Source organism: Bythopirellula sp. (assembly GCF_041737835.1).
GTDB lineage: Bacteria > Planctomycetota > Planctomycetia > Pirellulales > Lacipirellulaceae > Bythopirellula.
Window position 1 is genome coordinate 156,171 of the sequence record NZ_JBGSQY010000022.1, and the last position, 17,314, is coordinate 173,484.

The 17,314-nt window shown below is 56.9% G+C and carries 14 protein-coding genes; 7 read left to right on the forward strand and 7 right to left on the reverse strand.

Annotation, left to right across the window (positions count from 1 at the left end; genetic code table 11):
- Nucleotides 1-111 precede the first annotated feature (111 nt).
- Nucleotides 112-2,931: an alanine--tRNA ligase gene (alaS, locus tag AC6T8Q_RS07060; RefSeq protein WP_500678401.1), complete on the reverse strand. Its 2,820-nt coding sequence runs from the start codon at nt 2,929-2,931 to the stop codon at nt 112-114.
- Between the two features lie 108 nt (nt 2,932-3,039).
- Nucleotides 3,040-3,639, reverse strand: coding sequence for a Uma2 family endonuclease (locus AC6T8Q_RS07065; protein ID WP_500678402.1), 600 nt, complete (start codon nt 3,637-3,639; stop codon nt 3,040-3,042).
- A gap of 117 nt (nt 3,640-3,756) precedes the next feature.
- Between AC6T8Q_RS07065 and AC6T8Q_RS07070 the strand changes: the two genes are divergently transcribed.
- Nucleotides 3,757-4,530 (forward strand): YceH family protein, encoded by a 774-nt coding sequence (locus AC6T8Q_RS07070; protein ID WP_500678403.1) that lies wholly within the window; start codon nt 3,757-3,759, stop codon nt 4,528-4,530.
- On the opposite strand, the gene AC6T8Q_RS07075 is transcribed toward AC6T8Q_RS07070, so the two are convergent.
- On the reverse strand, nt 4,508-5,863 hold the full coding sequence (locus AC6T8Q_RS07075) for an MFS transporter (protein WP_500678404.1): 1,356 nt from the start codon (nt 5,861-5,863) through the stop codon (nt 4,508-4,510). The genes AC6T8Q_RS07070 and AC6T8Q_RS07075 overlap by 23 nt on opposite strands.
- Nucleotides 5,864-6,109: 246 nt before the next feature.
- Here AC6T8Q_RS07075 and AC6T8Q_RS07080 point away from each other — a divergent pair, with 246 nt between their 5' ends.
- Nucleotides 6,110-7,186, forward strand: coding sequence for a bile acid:sodium symporter family protein (locus AC6T8Q_RS07080; protein WP_500678405.1), 1,077 nt, complete (start codon nt 6,110-6,112; stop codon nt 7,184-7,186).
- A gap of 57 nt (nt 7,187-7,243) precedes the next feature.
- Here AC6T8Q_RS07080 and AC6T8Q_RS07085 read toward each other — a convergent pair whose 3' ends face one another.
- The 3 genes from AC6T8Q_RS07085 to AC6T8Q_RS07095 form a co-directional block, all read right to left on the reverse strand.
- Nucleotides 7,244-10,006, reverse strand: a complete 2,763-nt coding sequence (locus AC6T8Q_RS07085) for a protein kinase domain-containing protein (protein ID WP_500678406.1) — start codon at nt 10,004-10,006, stop codon at nt 7,244-7,246.
- Nucleotides 10,007-10,097: 91 nt separating this feature from the next.
- A complete protein-coding gene (locus AC6T8Q_RS07090) occupies nt 10,098-10,397 on the reverse strand; it encodes a hypothetical protein (RefSeq protein ID WP_500678407.1) in 300 nt (99 codons plus the stop codon).
- A 301-nt stretch (nt 10,398-10,698) separates the two neighbouring features.
- Complete coding sequence (locus AC6T8Q_RS07095) at nt 10,699-10,965, reverse strand: DUF4404 family protein (protein WP_500678408.1); 267 nt, start codon at nt 10,963-10,965, stop codon at nt 10,699-10,701.
- Nucleotides 10,966-11,320: 355 nt separating this feature from the next.
- Between AC6T8Q_RS07095 and AC6T8Q_RS07100 the strand changes: the two genes are divergently transcribed.
- Nucleotides 11,321-12,535 carry a hypothetical protein gene (locus AC6T8Q_RS07100; RefSeq protein ID WP_500678409.1) on the forward strand — a complete coding sequence of 405 codons (1,215 nt, stop codon included), beginning with the start codon at nt 11,321-11,323 and terminating at the stop codon, nt 12,533-12,535.
- Between the two features lie 11 nt (nt 12,536-12,546).
- On the opposite strand, the gene AC6T8Q_RS07105 is transcribed toward AC6T8Q_RS07100, so the two are convergent.
- Nucleotides 12,547-13,569, reverse strand: coding sequence for an alpha/beta fold hydrolase (locus AC6T8Q_RS07105; protein WP_500678410.1), 1,023 nt, complete (start codon nt 13,567-13,569; stop codon nt 12,547-12,549).
- 175 nt (nt 13,570-13,744) lie between these two features.
- On the opposite strand from AC6T8Q_RS07105, the gene AC6T8Q_RS07110 reads away from it, so the two are divergent.
- The 4 genes from AC6T8Q_RS07110 to AC6T8Q_RS07125 all read left to right on the forward strand — a co-directional run bounded on the left by AC6T8Q_RS07110 (nt 13,745) and on the right by AC6T8Q_RS07125 (nt 17,290).
- Nucleotides 13,745-13,975 (forward strand): AbrB/MazE/SpoVT family DNA-binding domain-containing protein, encoded by a 231-nt coding sequence (locus AC6T8Q_RS07110; protein ID WP_500678411.1) that lies wholly within the window; start codon nt 13,745-13,747, stop codon nt 13,973-13,975.
- 4 nt (nt 13,976-13,979) lie between these two features.
- Nucleotides 13,980-14,393, forward strand: coding sequence for a hypothetical protein (locus AC6T8Q_RS07115; RefSeq protein WP_500678412.1), 414 nt, complete (start codon nt 13,980-13,982; stop codon nt 14,391-14,393).
- Between the two features lie 37 nt (nt 14,394-14,430).
- Nucleotides 14,431-16,260 carry a tRNA uridine-5-carboxymethylaminomethyl(34) synthesis enzyme MnmG gene (gene mnmG, locus AC6T8Q_RS07120; protein WP_500678413.1) on the forward strand — a complete coding sequence of 610 codons (1,830 nt, stop codon included), beginning with the start codon at nt 14,431-14,433 and terminating at the stop codon, nt 16,258-16,260.
- Between the two features lie 451 nt (nt 16,261-16,711).
- Nucleotides 16,712-17,290, forward strand: a complete 579-nt coding sequence (locus AC6T8Q_RS07125; RefSeq protein ID WP_496922395.1) for a response regulator — start codon at nt 16,712-16,714, stop codon at nt 17,288-17,290.
- Nucleotides 17,291-17,314 lie beyond the last annotated feature (24 nt).

Consider the following 17,314-nt stretch of genomic DNA (forward strand, 5'->3'; position numbering starts at 1 on the left):
CCTGCGGACCGCCGTTAAAGCTTCTTCGATGATTGATTGCTCTTTGCTCATTCTTCATTGAAAATTTAAGACATCGAAAGTCTTAAGCAATGACTCTCGACCCCTTTCCAATCAAGCCCCAATCATCTCAGCAATCGTCTTACGCGCGACTTCCAGTGCTTCGGGCAGACGCTTGGGTTCTTTGCCACCGGCTTGAGCTAGGTCGGGTCTGCCGCCGCCGCCGCCGCCGAGGGCTTGGGCGACGGGTTTGATCCAGTTGCCGGCGTGGCCGCCGCGGGCTTGGAGTTCTTTCGACACACCGGCCACGAGCGTGACTTTGTCGTCCCCTTCGCTGCTGGCCAAGAGCACCGCGCTGAGCCCCACTTTTTGACGGATCTGGTCGATCAGTTGCCGCATGAGGTTCGATTCCACCGTGGGGGCCTCGGCCACGATCACGGTCACGTCGCCCACTTGGGTGGCTTTTTCGAGCAAGCTCTCGGCGGTGATGGGGCCCGCCGCGGCGCGTTGCGCGAGCCGTTCTTGCAAGTGGTACACGTCTTCTTGAATCGCGGCCAAACGTTCCGGCACATTGAGCGGCGACACCGATAGGAGCTTGGCAACTTCGGCGAGAATCGCTTTCGCGGCGGCGGGCTTGGGGGCTTCCTGGCTGATGTTGGTGGCCATGCCGCTGCCACCGACGTTGGGGAGCGTGCCGCCCGAGGCCAATAGCTTCTTTAGATCGCGTTGCTTATCGAGCAGCTCGGACGCGTTCACGGCTAATGCCAACTGTGCGCAGCCAATGGTCTCGGCCGCTTTGTGAACGGCATCAAGGGTTTGCTGCGCGTGCTCGGCAGCGCGTTTGCCCGTCAAGGCAACAATCCGCCGCGTACCGGCCGAAACACCTTCTTCGCTGAGGACTTCAAACGATTGCACTTCGCGGGTGTTGTTCAGATGAGTGCCGCCGCAAAGTTCCTTGCTGAAGGAGCCCATCGAAACCATCCGCACGGGGTCGGGATACTTTTCGCCGAAGAGCATCATCGCCCCCTGCTTGCGAGCCTCGGCCAGTGGCAAGGTCTCCCACTTCACGGGCTCGGCGGCGGCAATGTGCTTGGCGACGTCTTGATTGATCGAAACAAGCTGCTCGGTCGTCACCGGGCTGAGATTCGTAAAGTCGAAACGCAACCAATCGTCGTCGACTTTACTCCCCTGTTGTTGGGCGTGCGTGCCCAAATGCTTTTGCAGCGCGTGATGCAAAATGTGCGTGGCCGAGTGCGCGCGGCGGATGCCTTGTCGGCGTTCGACGTCGACAATGGCCTTCACCTTCGAGCCTTCGTGAATGACTCCCTTGGTCAATTGACCGATGTGAACGATGAGCTGGCCATCTTTTTGCGTGTCGGTGACTTTGAATTCAAAGCCATCACCGACGAGTTTGCCCGCATCGCCGACTTGGCCACCACTCTCACCATAAAAAGGCGTTTGATCGAGCACGACGCGCACGGCCGTGTGGCTCAGATCGTCGAGCATATCGCACAGATGATCTTCGGGGGCTTGGCCCACGATGATGCCTTTCACGATGGCATCGGCTTCATTTGTTTCGTAACCCAGGAACGCAGTGCTGTGGAGGGCATGCTTGAGCGAATCGATCGGGCCCTTGGCACCCATGACGGTGTGTTGCACCTTGCCCGACGCTTCGCCGTGCAGTTCCATGGCGTGCTTGTAGCCATCCCAATCGAAAGCCAGATTGTGCTCCGCGGCGAGGGCTTCAAACAACTCGGGCGGCACGCCGAAGGTTTGATACAACTCCGCGGCAATCTCGCCTTCGACCTTCACGCGGTTATGGCTGCGCATGTCGTCGAACACGCGCTCGATGCGATTGAGACCCGCGTCAATCGTGCCGAAGAAGTTGGCTTCTTCTTGTTGGATGACTCGCGCGACGCGATCTGTCGTTTCGGTCAGTTCGGGATAGGCGCTTTTCATGGCCGCAACAACGGCCGGCACGAGCTTGTACAGGAACGGATCGCGTAAGCCCATTTGATGGCCATCGAGCACGGCCCGACGGAGCAAACGCTTCACGACATATTTTTCTTTGTTCGCGCCGGGGTAAACATTTTCATGCACCGCGAAAGTACACGCGCGGATGTGATCGGTGATCCGACGGCAGCGGCGGCCTGCTTCGCTATCGAGGCTGTACTTTACGCCGCACACTTCGGCAGCGGCTTCGACGATCGGAAAGAGCGTGTCGATGTGATAGTTGGTCGGCACGCCTTGCAGCGTGGCGGCGGCACGTTCCAACCCCATGCCGGTGTCGATGTTTTTGGATGGCAGAGGCCGCAGATTGTTGGGTGGATCGCCCACGCGGTTGAATTGTGTGAATACGAGGTTCCAGATTTCGACCGACTTGCCGCTGTCGGGGTGGAAATAGATTTCACTGCACGGCCCGCACACGCCGTCGGGCCCCGCGCTGGGGGCGCTGGCTGGCCAGAAGTTTTCCCCTTCGTCGAGCCGTTCGATACGGTTGCCGGGGAGTCCAATTTCATTGGCCCAGATGTTCGCGGCTTCGTCGTCGTCGAGATAAACGGTGACGCTCAATCGCTCGGGCGCCATCCCGAGCCACTTTCTGTCGGTCAGGAATTCCCACGCCCAGTTGATCGCTTCGCGTTTGAAATAGTCGCCGAAGCTGAAGTTGCCCAGCATTTCAAAAAACGTGTGGTGATAAGCCGTGCGGCCGACGTTATCGATATCGCCGGTGCGCAAGCATTTTTGGCAGCTGGTGGCGCGAGTGTAATCCAGTTTCACCTTGCCGAGGAAATGATCCTTGAATTGGTTCATGCCGGCGGGAGTGAACAGCACCGACGGATCCCACGTGGGGACCAGCACGTCGCTGGCCACGCGGGTGTGTCCCTTGGATTCAAAAAACGCCAAATACTTTTCGCGAAGTTCGTCGGTTTTCATAACGGCAAGATGCGAGAGGACAGTGGTCGGAAATCGGGGAAATGGAATCCCTGAATATACCGCGAGAAAGCCAAAAGCGGCAGGGCAAGAGTTGGCTTGAAGCAGCCGCTATTTTTCCGTCGGCACGTCGACTTCAGGCGGAAATTCCACCTTGGCATAGATGTCGGCGAGCGGCAGGCGACAACCCACGGTCGAGAGTTCGATCACGGCATCGAGCCCCGAGGCATCGTCGAGGACCCACTGTCCTTGTTCGTTCAAGCTGAAGCGGTCGACATGGGCACGATCTTGCGAGATGAGCACGTATTCTCGCAGCGAAGGGATCGTGCGATACATCTCAAACTTTTTTCCGCGGTCGTACTTCTCGGTGGAATCGGAAAGGACTTCGATGATAACTTGGGGATTGAGAAGCGTATCAAATTCTTTGTCCAAGAAACGCGGCTGGTTGCAATTGATCGCAATGTCGGGGTAAGTGTAAAGTGTCGTCAGTTGCACTTTCACCCGCATGTCGTTGGCGAAGGCTTCACAATCTCGGTCTTTCAATTGATTGTACAAGCAACCAGAAACATTGAATGTAATGCGATTGTGCTGTCGACTCGCCCCGCTCATGGCGAAGATTTCGCCGCGATAGAACTCGTGCTTTGTTTCGGCAGCGCGTTCGAAAGCCAAATATTCGGCTTCCGTGTATCGGCGTTGTGGGGCTGTGGACATTACTTAATTATAGCGAATCCCCTGCACCATGCCGAGAGATTTCCCCTCCCGCATGATTCCCTGCCCTTTTATACTCATATCTTAACTTGTCGGGCTTACAGAACAGGGAGTTGTGCTATGAGTGAAGAACCTACCGCGGAAGGTCCCCGCTGGCGGCCCCTTGATCGGACGGAACGCCGGGTGCTGGGGGTTTTGATCGAGAAAGCCAAAACGACGCCGGACAACTATCCGTTGTCGCTCAACGCGTTGACCAATGGTTGCAATCAAAAGAGTAATCGCTTTCCACAGATGCAGCTGGAAGAATCGGATGTCGAAGACGCCCTCGAACGCTTACGCAAGATGAAAGCAGCGGCTGAGATTCAAGGGGATGGTCGCGTCGACAAGTTTCGCCACTTAGCCTACGAGTGGTTGGGTGTCGATAAGAAAGAGCTCGCCGTAATGGGAGAGTTGCTGTTGCGTGGCGCGCAAACGATTGGTGAACTACGCGCTCGCGCCTCGCGGATGGAACCGATCCCGGGGATCTCGGATTTGCGGCCGCTGGTGGAAAGCCTGCGCAAGAAAAAGCTGATCATTCTGCTCACGCCGCCGGGACGCGGCTGCGTGCTGACTCATGCGCTGTATCAAGATCAGGAATTGGCGAAGGTTCGCGCTGAGCATGGCAACATAACCGTCGGGGACGAGCCGTTCACCGACGATGAGGATGCACCGTCTGCACCTGTGGCAGCCTTTGTTCAGCGCCCGAGTGTGAGTTCTTCACCTAGCGCTGCCCCGTCGAACGCACCTACGATTGATTTCCGTTCGGAGCTCGCCGAGTTGCGTGAAGAACTGACCAATGAGATCAGCCAGTTGCGCCGCGAACTCGACGATCTTAAGCAGCAATTGGGCGTGTAGCTGCCGCTTCTTGCTCGATCACTCGCGCAGTGCGCGGTGGAGTGGCCCACAACGCCGCGATGGCGGTGATGACCGACAATCCCGCGAACAACCAGAGCGAATAGCCAAAGCCGCCGAGGTAATCCGCGCTCACGCCCATAATCACGGGGCCGATGGCGCTCGCTGCCACGGCGATCGTGAGCGATAGACCGCGGATTTTTCCTAGATGCGTGCGGCCAAAATAGCGGGCCCACACCGTCGCTGAAACCACGGAAATCATCCCCTGCCCGCAGCCAAACACGCCGTAGCCGAGCAGCAGCGTCGAGAGCGAAGTCGGCTCGGAAAGAATCACGCAGCAGAGCCCCATCAGGGCCATCGCCGACATCAACAGCCAACGCATCGTTAAGCGATCGGCCAGTACTCCGCCGACGAGTTGTGTCATAGCCGTCACGAGGGCCATCACCGTGATCGCGCGGGTGGAGTCTTGAATGCGAAAGCCGCTGGCTTGAAACAAGGCTACGAGATGAAAGATCAAGGCCGTTCCAATCATTGACCACATGCCAGTCGTTGTCAGCAACAGCCAATAAGACCGGTGTTGCATCGCTTCGCGGATCGTGAATTCATTGCCGTAGCTGAACGGTTTGTAACGCAGGGAAGCATGAAAGCGCATCCCGTCGGGAACCTGTCCGATTTCGTGCGGTGATTGTCGAAAGAAGATCGCCATTAAAGGGAGAAAGCAACCGGCAATGATCGCGGCGAAGACGAGATATGTTCCCCGCCAGCCCACGGATTCAATTAATAACACGATGGCCGTCGGAATCGCGGCCGACGCTCCGGCCATGGCGATTTGGGCGGCACTGCTGGCCGTGCCCAAGCGGCAATCGAACCACGCGGCCAAGCTATTGTTGGCGAGCAAGGTCATCGTGCCGGGGCCGAAGAATCGCAGCAGCGTAAAAGCGATGAACAGAGTGAAGATGCCTGTGGCTTGCGCGGCGAACGCGCAGGCGATGCCCATCGCGGTGAATCCCACGATGGTCATGATTCGCAGGCCCCAGCGGTCGATCATCGCGCCGATGAACGTCAGCCCCACCGAGGCCAAGAGCGTGGCAAACAGGTACGCCGCGGACAACGCGGTTTTGCTCATGCCGAATTCGGCGATGAAGGCTTCGTTGAAGTAGCTCACGCCGAAGGTTTGCCCCGGGCTGGTGGTGAGCATCATCAAGAAGGCCAACGGCAAAATCACCCAACCATAGAAGATCGGCTGAGATTCGTCGTAGGTCCGGGTGGCCAATCCTCGGTTGCTCAAGGGAGTGGCCGCTAATATTTCCGTCAATTCAGCAGAAGGTGTCGACATCGAAATTATGCGAATTCGCGGCACGGTCGTGATGCGAATCGCGCTTAGCTTCCTATCCAGATTGATCCAGGTTGTCCCACAAAGGGTCGAGACACTAGCGCATCGATCCTGGTTCGGCAAGATCACTATCGAGGGTGAAACGTGGCGTAGTATTTGTTATTCTAATGATGTTCGTGAATCCGCCGCCGTGTGCAGCTATCACGGCTTGAGGGCTTTCCGCAACCATCGAATTCCACGCAGCAGATTATGGCGTCGGCTCCATCAATTGAGGACGAACCACCACGCAGAGGCAATCGTGCTGCCATTGTTGTCGGCTGGATGCACGATCATTTTTTATGGCTGCTCGTGGGGTGCTATCTGCTGGCGGCGGTTGTGCCTGGTCCGGGTTTGATGCTACGGCAGTTTTCCTGGGGAAGTTCTGATGCCGGTGAAATCACCGTGCCGGTGTTGCTATTAACGCTGTTACTATTTTGCGCGGCGGCGGTCGTCCGCTGGGAACAAGTGTGGCATCTGATGGAGCGGCCCGGAATTATCGTGATCGCGTTGATCGCCACGTGGCTCGTGCCTTGTCTGTTTGTCACGGTGTTGGGTGGATCGCTGCCCCGTTTCTTTGCCAGCGAAGCGACCAGCGAACTGTTGGTGGGACTGGCGCTCGTGGCGGCAATGCCGGTGGCGAATTCCTCGGTGGCGTGGACGCAAAACTCGCGCGGCAACGTGGCCCTAGGGTTGGGATTGATCGTGCTCACCATCGTGATCAGCCCGATCGCCACGCCGCAGATGCTCAAGCTGATGGGGCTTGCGCTCTCGGATGAAGCCACCGAGCAATGCGAAGAACTTGTGAAGCGCTTTTCGGGGGCGTTTTTTATCGTGTGGGTGATTTTGCCGTCGCTCGCCGGAATGTTATTTAACCGCCTGGTCGGCGCGGAGGGGATTCAGAAAAATCGCGGGGCGATTCGGCTCGTGAGTGCGATCGCGCTGTTGGCACTCAATTACACGAACGCTTCGCTCGCCATGCCGCAGGTGTTTGAACGGGCGGCCCTGCAGATGATCGCCTTGGCATCGCTGCTGGCAATTTCGCTGCAATTGCTGGGAGTCCTCACGGCTTGGGTGATGTCGCGCGTGATTGCGCTCGACAAGGAATCGACGATCGCACTGGTGTTCGCTTTCAGCATGAAGCATACGGGCGTAGCCTTGGTGCTGGCGGGGGTCGTGCTGGAAAGCAAACCGCGCGTGGTACTGTTGATTGTCATGGCCACGCTGCTGCAACACATTCTGGCCGCGATTGTCGATTGGACGATCGCGCGGATGAAACCGGCCACCTAGCCGGCCCGCCACGCGAGCCGGGAAAGACACGGATCGCATTGCGATCCGGCTAGAGTACTACTGAATCGCCGGTTGCTGCACCAGCACCGTCCAACGAGCTGGTAAGACCTTGGGCGTTTCGGTCATAACATCCTGAACCTTGTACTCCACAGCCTGGAAGGCCCCCCAGTACGTCGTTTCGGGATTGATCGAGAGCGGATCGTGATAGCCGGCGATAAAATGGTCGGTGCCTGCATCCATCGCGGTGAGCACTTGGGGGCTGACTCGTGGCGGGTTGTCTTTGTCTTTCCACACCGAGAGTAGTGGGTGATTGAGAATCAGACCACGCTCTGGAATTGACTCGTCGGTGGCTTTGTTAGTCACTAAGTAATCGTTGCGTAGATCAACCAGCACAATATCCTTGCCACGTTGCAGATTCGTGTTGAGCACTTCAAAGTCGCCCAGATCGACCGACATCGCCAGCACACCGATCACCTTGCGAGTTTCCTCGGCCGTCGGCTGAGTCCAGATTGGCACGGAGAACGCCACGCGAAGCCTGCCTGTCGTGTCACTCTGATAAACGGTCGAGATATGCGGCTCTTGAATCGGAGCGATGCGCTTTTGCTCGGCAACTTCCCCCTCGGCAAGCGGGTCGATCTCAGGCAACTCTTTCTCTTGGCCGTGGAAGTAATCGCGGTGGGCATAGTTCTGCAAGAAACTGTCGACGGGTTGCTTGGTCTCCGGATCGATCAGCGGATGGCGGGCGATTTGCCTCCCTTCCAAATCGACGATGAACCAACTGTCGGAGCGGGCCGTGTCCATGTTGTTCTGGCGATGCTCTCTGATCCACTCGGCCAGACGATAGGTTTGCAAATCTTCACGGGCTTTATCGGCATCAAAGTATTCCACGTCGTAGATGACGGCCGCTTCGGCGACGGCTGACTGCAGAATAGCGAAACGCTTTTCGATCTCGGCCCCCACGATCTTGGCGGCTTGCTCCGCTGAGCTGGGGAGATTATTGCGGGCTTGCTCCATGGCATTCGCGATTGTTTGCTGCCGTGATAGCTGCATCGACCACAGCAAAGCCCCAATCGCACCAACGATGACCAAAAAGGGCACACCACGTTGCAGCAGCCAACGCCGCGAGGGCGACCATTCGCTGACCCAAGAAGAATGAGTCCGTTTGGAACTCCACGTATCGAACTGAGCCCCCGAATCGATCCGCGTGTATTGCAATGCGCTGGGATGGCTGCCGGGGTCGAGATAGCCGTTCACCAGCCCGGTGAGATTATGCCCTTCGCAGAACGGCGACAGCTCCGCGGCAACTTCCGCGGGAGTCGCGTAACGCTCTTCCGGTTTCTTGGCCAACATCTTTTCGATCACGTCCCACAACTTGCGGGGGATATTGTTCGTGCGAATCGGCGGGACGCGCGATTTCTCGTGCGCCTTTTCGGGGCGCAATTCCGAATCGTAGAACGGCGGGTTGCCGGAGAGCAGGTGATAGAGTGTGCAGCCGAGGCTATAAATATCCGCGCGGATGTCGACGCTGGTGGTCTTCCATTGTTCGGGGGACATATACATGCCGGTCCCCATCGCTTTGTGATCGTAGCGTGTGAGACGTTCCTGGGAATCACCGGCCAATAGCGCCAAACCGAGGTCGAGAATCTTCACGACCCCTTCCACGGGCTCACCTGGATCAGAAGAGGTTTGCCCCGCCACGCCGTCGCTATCCATCAGCGTGATCATCAAGTTCGAAGGCTTGATGTCGCGATGGACCATGCCGTTGCGATGGATGTATTGCAAACCACGGGCGGCCTGACGGACGATTTCGCACGCATCGGCCACGCTCAATCGCCCGCGCTGCTCAACGACATCTTGCACGGAAACGCCGTCGATGTACTCCATCACCAAGTAGTGCAAGCGGTCCGATGGCGATGACGAATCGATGGCCACCACGACGTTGCGGTGCTCGAGCGTGCCGATCGCTTTGATTTCTTGATAGAACCGACGGATAACATCGTCGTTACCCGCGGAAATGAATTGGGGCTTGATGACTTTGATTGCCCGCAGACGGCCAAACTGCGTGTGACGACCTTTATAAACGTCGCCCATGCCGCCACTGCCGAGCATCGCTTCCAGCTCGTAATTGCCCACGCGTTTGAGCATGGGAATTTCGGCCACCGCCGAGCCGCGCGATTCCCCCTGCCCTCCTCCTCCCAAGCCCGTGGGAATCACCGTCCACTGGCGGTCGGAGTGGCTGGAAGGTTGTTGCCGCAGTGGCCGCGGGCCGTGATCGTCGTACAGCATCTCGTGGACTTCGACATGGCCGATGCCCTTGAGATTCCGGCGTCCATGGAGATGAAAAGAAATGCCTTCGAGACCGATGTCATCGAGAATCGCCATCACGCTGCGCGAGACGAGTATCTGTCCGCCGGTGGCATGGTCATTCAGCCGCGAAGCATAGTCAACGCTCTTGCCAACGAAATTGTCAGGAGCCGCGGGATCAACTTGCGGCACGCCGACGTGCATGCTGATCCGCACCTCGACCTTGCCGCCACCGGGTGTATCGATGGGATTGTCTTGATGACTTTTCTGCACGTCGGCCGCCCACGTCGCGGCGAGGATCGTGTTGTTGAACACCAGGAAGTGACCATCCCCCGCCGTCGAGACAACCCGGCCCGTGTTTTCGGCGAGGTTGGCTTCGATGAGTTCGCGATGGGGAATCAGGATTTGCTGAATGAACGCCATGTCGCGTTCGGTGACGCTCCGCCCCGACATCTCGTTCTTGAGATCGACGCTGCGACAGATGTCGGTGAAGACGAAGGTCTTGAGCTCAGCCATAGTGAGGGGGCTGGGATCTAGGGATAGGGGATTGGATCATGCGATTTTGCTTTTCCCCAGTCCCTAGCCCCGAACTCCTAGTCCCCTTTGCTTAAAATCCGAAAAACACGGGGGCCGGTTGGACAACTACGGGCGCAAACCCGGGACGAACACGGGTGACCGTGCCACCCAAGATCGGACGGTAGCGAGTGCGGGCGACTGGGGCCGATTGGTACATGACAACGGGTGCGGGAGCAAAGAAACTGGTTTGGACGACAGGCGTGGGGGCAAAAAATGTGGTGACGGGAACCGCGGGGGCGAAATACGTGACACGGCGGACCTGAGCCTCGGCTTGGTTCGTCAGGGAGAGACCCACAATCGCGGCGGCCAATAGCATTACGACACGTTTCATACGAATTTCCCCTCTCGTGTGATCGTCAAATTCTCTAAGCGCAGTAAATAGCAAGATGTTACGTCCAGGGGCCTAGTATCCCACGACCGCCCGGGAGAAGCAACAGGGAGGGGAGCACGGTAATAATGTGCAGTACTGTCATTCCGAGGGGAGTTCCACGACCCGAGGAAGCTGGCTTCCATCGTCGCCCGCTCTCAATGCGGGAACGCGCTGCACGCCAGATCCCTCGGTCGGCGAGCCTCCCTCGGGATGACATATTTACAGCCGTCGTCGCCCACGATGACCGTAAGCTAGCCGAATTCTAGATACCCAGATTGGAAAGTGCGACCGCCACCTGATTGAGCGCGCTGGTGAGCTGGGGGTGATCGGCTTCGAACTTGAGGACCAGATCTTCGACTTGTTCGCTCAAAGGTTCCCCCTCTAGCTTGTCCTTCTCGGATTCGATGGCTCGTTCGATGTCGGCCACCAAAGCGCGGAGTTGGGCGTGGGTTTTGTCATCGAGCTGCGAAACCCCGGCGAGTTCGGTGCGGAGTTGTTCGAGCTTGGCGTGGAGTGATTCAGTGTTCATGGTGCGGGCCGCCTCAAGGGGGATAGGTCATCTCTAAGTATAAGCAATCGCGAGTTCCGAGTCAGCCGGTTGTATTGGTCGTAGTGAGAGGCAATTTCTCAGTCTAAACAACGCCCCGGGATGGCAATCCCGGGGCGTTCCCCGTTTTCGTTCCATCTGTAACGGTTACGTGAAACGTACCGACGCGGCGTGTTGATTTTCTGCAACTTCTTGGCCGCGGGGACGTGGTGTTATCGCCACACGATGTATTTTTTCCCAGAGCCGCAAGGTTTGCGCTGTTTGCCCAGCACGTACTCGGCACGCGACCTCGACGGCCAACGTCTTCCTATCCCAGTTAAAGAAGGCAAAGAATCTAATGAATGGTTTCCTCTCACGCTTGAGCCGCCCCGTGCGGCTGGCCGTGGTCGCCCTGGTGGTGATCGCCGGCACAACATCGAACAATCCTGTCCAAGCCAAGGGCAACAGCGGCTCGTGCTGCTGCGGCTCGCTTCCTGAATTGTGGGTGATCAACACGCGTTGTGTCCCACGCTGCAACAATCTCGATCGTGGCTTCGAGATGATCTCCTATCAACGCTTCGATCGCTGTCGCGGTTGTTTTGTGAAAGAAACGCGCGAATCGTTTCTTGCTCAAGAAGCGAGCATGCCCACCCTGTTCTACATTCACGGCAATACACTCAAGCACAAGGGAGCCATGAAAGGCTTCTGGGATGTTTATGAAAAGCTGTGTTGCTGCCCCGGCAAGAAGCGTTTGGTCTGCTGGTCGTGGCCGGCGGAGCGCGTGTTCAAGACTCAGGGTTTGCGTTTTCGTGAAATGATCCGCAAGAACTTGCAAATCAAGTATGTTTATGCCGAATACCAAGGCTACTACTTGGGCAAACTTGTGAGCCAAATGAGCCTCTCGCAGCGCGTCACCCTGTCGGGCCATAGCTATGGTGCGATCACTTCGTCGGTGGCCTTACACTTGATGGGTAACGGCAGCGTTCGCGGCATGAAGCTTGCCGGTGGTGCTCCGGTGGAACGTGCCAATCTGCGTGCCGCGATGATTTCGCCCGCGTTTGATTGCGATATGCTCTATCCGGGTCACCGTTATGGCCAGGCGTTTGTCGCCGCCGAGAAGATCCTCTCGACGTTCAACTGCCACGACCGCACGCTGCGTAAATGGCCCAAGACCGGTTCGTTGCGTGGCATGCAAGCTTTGGGCTTCTCGGGCATGAGTGCCGGTCGCCTGGGTCAGTTCCGTCACAAGTTCATCCAGCTGAACACCTATCCTGAAAATGGCCGGTCGCACTACTTGGGACCGCACTTGAAGAATCCTCGCTTTTTGTCGGCTTACTGCCGGATCGCCTTCGGTGGCATCACCTCGGGTGTGCCAGTGACGGCAGACAAAATCGACCTTGGCCAAGAGTTGGTAAATGCCGCGCAGGAAGAAGCGGCTATGACCAAAGCCAAGGTCAAGAAAGTCAGCGAGCCGACCTTAGCGGAGCCTCAAGCCGCGAGCGACAAGAAACAGAAAGCGGACATCAAAAGCGGGCAGGAAGCCCGCTCCGCCAAACTGCGCAAATCGGCCTAACGTCAGCTACCTCAGGGAACCGCGTGAGCCACATCCGTCACTGGGATGGGGTCTTTGTTTCCCGAGGGGAGAAAGTAACCTTTCTCGAGGAAGCGTAGCGTGGCGTCTTGAACTTGTTCGTTCTTGGGCATGAGTTGATGAATCCCTTTGATCACGATGAAATCACTCGCACCAGAGAGCCGCGTAGTTGCGACCGAGAGTAAACCATCGTCATCACCCGGAATGGCCGCGAGATAACCATCATTGTCTCCCGTGCCACCGGCAATGATGCCGAATTCGAAACTGGGCGCCGCGAGTCGCTGCTCCAATGATTCCCAGCCTTTGCTGGGGGCCAATTGTTGCAGCGGCTCTCCGGCGAATGTATTCGCCAGTTTGTTGTCGACGAACTCATCCGCGATTTCCGCCCCATGATTCGGCGGGGCAATCATCACGAATCGCTTGAACTTGAGCTTGGGCTGCTCCGCGGTTGGTAACTCCGCCAAGTCGGCCAGTGCATGACGGATTACGATGTTCCCCATGCTGTGTGCGACAAAGCTCACCGTTTCCACGCCGTCGAGATGCTTGAGCACATTCACGAGCGACGCCGCGTGGGTGGCGATGTCGCCATTGGTAGAGGGATAGCCAAAGTTAATGACGTTAAAGTGGCCGTTCTCCTTTAAGAATTCAGCCAACTGATCCATGAATTGCCGGCTTGCGCCGAGGCCATGGACGACGATCACCACTTCCTTGGGGAGTGATGCCAGCTTTTCGGTCTTCTTGATGTTCTCGAGTTCCTCCAGGCAATTCTCGTACGTGCCAAACGTGCGGCGGCGATCTTCGGGATCGATCAACCGATAGTGCCCAATCGTCGAATGCTTTTGAACGCGAAAGCCATCGTAGATCACTTCGTCGGACCAAACGAAACGCCCGCCGAGAGTTTTTGTGCCGATGCCCCCCAGAAAGGGTTCGGCTTTGGCCGTGACGGCCAGCAGGGACAGGATGAACAAGCTTTCGAGCAGCAGCGCGGCAAAGCAGTGGTTTTCAGCGCGTTTCATGACGGATTCCTTTTCCTCTGTTACGCGACCGGCCTAACCCTTCGTTACAGCCTAATCGCTAGCGTGGATTGTACTCCTTCGGGGCCAGCTCCCCAATCGGCTTACGGAACGAGCGGGTGTGGGGTTCAAATCGGCGGAAATTGCCGGGAATTCGCCTGTCAGCTATACTTAGGGCATGACAGTACGAGTGACCATCGACAGCAACGGCCTTATTACAATTCCAGAGCAAATCCGCGCAGCGTGTGGATTGCAGACTGATGGCGAGCTAATTCTGGAAACCGTTGAGCAGGGGCTTCTGCTTCGCCCCTCACCAAGTTTCACCGTGGAAGACTACACCGACGAACGGATTGCCGAGTTTGCATCGGAAGAGGATGAGCTAGGTAAGCTAATGCCGCACGAGAGCTAATTCGATGCGGATATTTCTTGACGCAAATGTTCTCTTTTCAGCGTCGAATTTTGGGAGCAATGTGGCTCGTCTTGTAGATATTGCCTGCCAAGCGCATAGCGTGCTGACATGCGATTTAGCTTTGGAGGAAGCACGTAGGAATATCTTGATAAAACGCCCGCAATGGCAAGACGAATTCGGAATTCTAGAAGCAAAAATATTCTGCGTACCAACTGTTCTCTTTGAATTGCCAATTGAACTTGCTGAGAAAGACCGGCCCATCTTATGTTCGGCAATTAGCTCTAACTGCGATCTCCTAGCAACTGGCGACAAAAGAGATTTTGGACACTTGTTTGAGCAAACCATTCAAGCCACAGTGGTTGTTTCTCTCACCGGCTTGGCAAATCGTCTCATTACTTCTAGTTCTGAGGGGGCATAGTCTTGCTCCTAGAAGATCATTCGTTACCCTGAATCTCATGTCATCCACCTACGATTTCGACGTGATTGTGGTCGGCGCCGGGCACGCTGGGACCGAGGCTGCGCTGGCCGCTGCGCGGATGGGGGCAAAGACCGTTCTGCTGACCACGAACTGCGATACCGTCGGCCAGTTGAGCTGCAATCCGGCGATTGGTGGCGTCGGTAAGGGCCAGATCGTTCGCGAAATCGATGCCCTCGGTGGTGCGATGGGTCGGGCGATCGATGCCACGGGCATTCAATTCCGTATGCTTAATTTGCGGAAAGGCCCCGCGATGCATAGCCCACGGGCCCAAGCGGATAAAAAACTTTATCAGGCTGAAATCAAACGGCTCGTGGAGTCCGAGCCCAATCTTTCGTTGCGACAAGAAGTTGTGGAAGAGTTGCTAACTGAGGGTAGTACAGAGCGACCAAAGATTGTTGGCGTTGCAGTGCGTGGGGATGCCGTTTATCGCGCGCAGGCCGTTGTGCTCACCACGGGAACATTCCTGCAAGCGCTTATGCACACGGGCCAAACCAAAACTCCCGGCGGGCGCGCGGGGGAAGGAACGACCGGTGGCATCAGTGGCGCGCTCGCTCGGTTGGGCGTGCGACTGCAACGCTTCAAGACGGGCACGCCCCCACGACTGAATGGCCGCACCATTGATTATGCGAAAACCGAATTGCAGCCGGGAGACGACGATCCGCAGCCATTTTCGTTTTTGAACGACAAGCTCGAACTCGAGCAACTCCCCTGCTATATCACCTACACAAATCAAGCCGTCCATGATCTGATTCGCGCGAACCTTCACCGCGCGCCGATGTACAGCGGTCAGATTCAAGGCACGGGGCCGCGGTACTGCCCTTCCATCGAAGACAAGATCGTCCGCTTTGCTGAGAAGACGCAGCATCAGTTGTTTCTCGAGCCCGAAGGCCGCAACACGCTGGAAATCTACGTCAATGGCGTGTCGACCAGTTTGCCGCGCGACGTGCAGGATCAAATGTTCAAGCTGATCCCCGGCTTGGAGAACGCCGAGATCATGCGCTACGGCTACGCGGTGGAGTACGACTTCGCTCCCCCGGAGCAGCTCAAGGTGAATCTCGAATCGAAGCTGGTCGATGGCTTGTTCTTCGCCGGGCAGATCAATGGCACGACCGGCTATGAAGAAGCCGGTGCCCAAGGTTTAATCGCCGGGGCCAATGCGGTGCTCACGCTGCGTGGCGCGGAACCGTTGGTGCTCGACCGCGATCAGGCTTACATCGGTGTGTTGATCGACGACCTCGTGACTTGCGGTGTCGATGAACCGTATCGCATGTTCACCAGCCGGGCTGAGTATCGGTTGCTGTTGCGGCAAGACAATGCCGACCGCCGGCTGACGCCGTTGGCTCATAAGTTTGGCTTGGTCGATAGCGAACGGTTCAGCCGCTTCGAGCAGAAGCTGGCCGAAATCGAATCCGCCACCGAACTATTAAATACGACTCGCCATCAGGGGACAGCGATTGCTCAGATCGTGCGGCGACCCGAAGTCGAGTGGCCCGATGTTGTGAAGCTCGTGCCGAGTCTCGCCACGCTTAGCCGATCATCCGCCGAGCAAGTGCTCAATGATCTGAAGTACGCTGGCTATGTCGCGCGACAAACGGTGGAAGTCGATCGGCAGCAGCGGCTCGCCGAGAAAAGAATCCCCCAAGGTTTCGATTATGCCCGTCTCACGCAGCTTCGCGCCGAAGCTCGCGAGAAGTTCCAGCGTGTTCAGCCCGTGAATCTCGCCCAAGCGAGCCGGATCAGCGGGATCACGCCCGCCGACATCGCGTTATTGATGGTCCATTTCGATGGAAAAGCAGCGCGGCGCTAATCATCGTGGCGATTTCTTTGGCAAGTTGGGGGCGAGGCGGTGTACTTCTTTTTTGAGCGCAGAACCACGCGCATTCGCCTAAGTATTGTATTTGCTTGAAGTTAAGGCGAATCAATCTCTGTTGACGCGGTATGGGGGCCAGCTATAATTCGAGCAATTGGCAATTCAGGGGATATCGGCAGATACGGAGAAGATTGCCGTCTGAACAGCTTTGCTTATTTAAGTCGGCAAGCCTGTTTGAGTTGGTAATCGAGGATTTGGAAAAATGCGTACTTCTGCCGGTGAGTCACCGCGCAGGCTAGCATCCCCCGCCAAGGATTTAGCAATTCATTCCCGCCCGGTAAGAGAGTCAAACAAGGGATGCTTGGCAATGCTCTTCAGGTTGGCATGAAAGCTCCCGAAAGCCCCCAGGTCAATTGACCATCGACTAAGGAGAGAGGTGGTTCGAGCTATGAAGACCGTTTTCACGACCGGCGAAGCCGCGAAGATTTGCAAGGTAAGTCAGCAAACCATCATTCGCTGCTTTGATTCAGGACAACTCAAAGGCTTCCGCGTGCCGGGCAGCCGTTTTCGCCGTATCCCCCGCGACCAGCTGTATGCTTTCATGCGGGATAATGGCATTCCGACCGACGCCCTCGACAGCGGCCGCCGCAAGGTGCTGGTCGTTGACGACGACGAAGATTTGGTCGAGCTGATCGTCGACGCACTGGAGCGTGATGGTCGCTTTGATATCCGCAGCGTCAACAATGGTTTTGGCGCGGGGATGCTGATCAAAGAATTTCGCCCCGACATGATCGTGCTCGACGTGATGCTGCCGGATATCAACGGCAAGGAAGTTTGCACGCTCGTCCGCGGTGAAAAATCGATGGACGACGTCAAAATCATTTGCATCTCGGGTATGGTCGAGCAAGCGAAGATTCAAGAACTTCGCGACGCCGGGGCCAACGAATTCATGAAGAAACCTTTCGACGTGGAAGAGTTGATCGGTCGGATTTGCCAGTTGCTCGACGTCGAAATTCACTCGGCGTGAGTGGTTTAACCGCCAGGGCGCGAT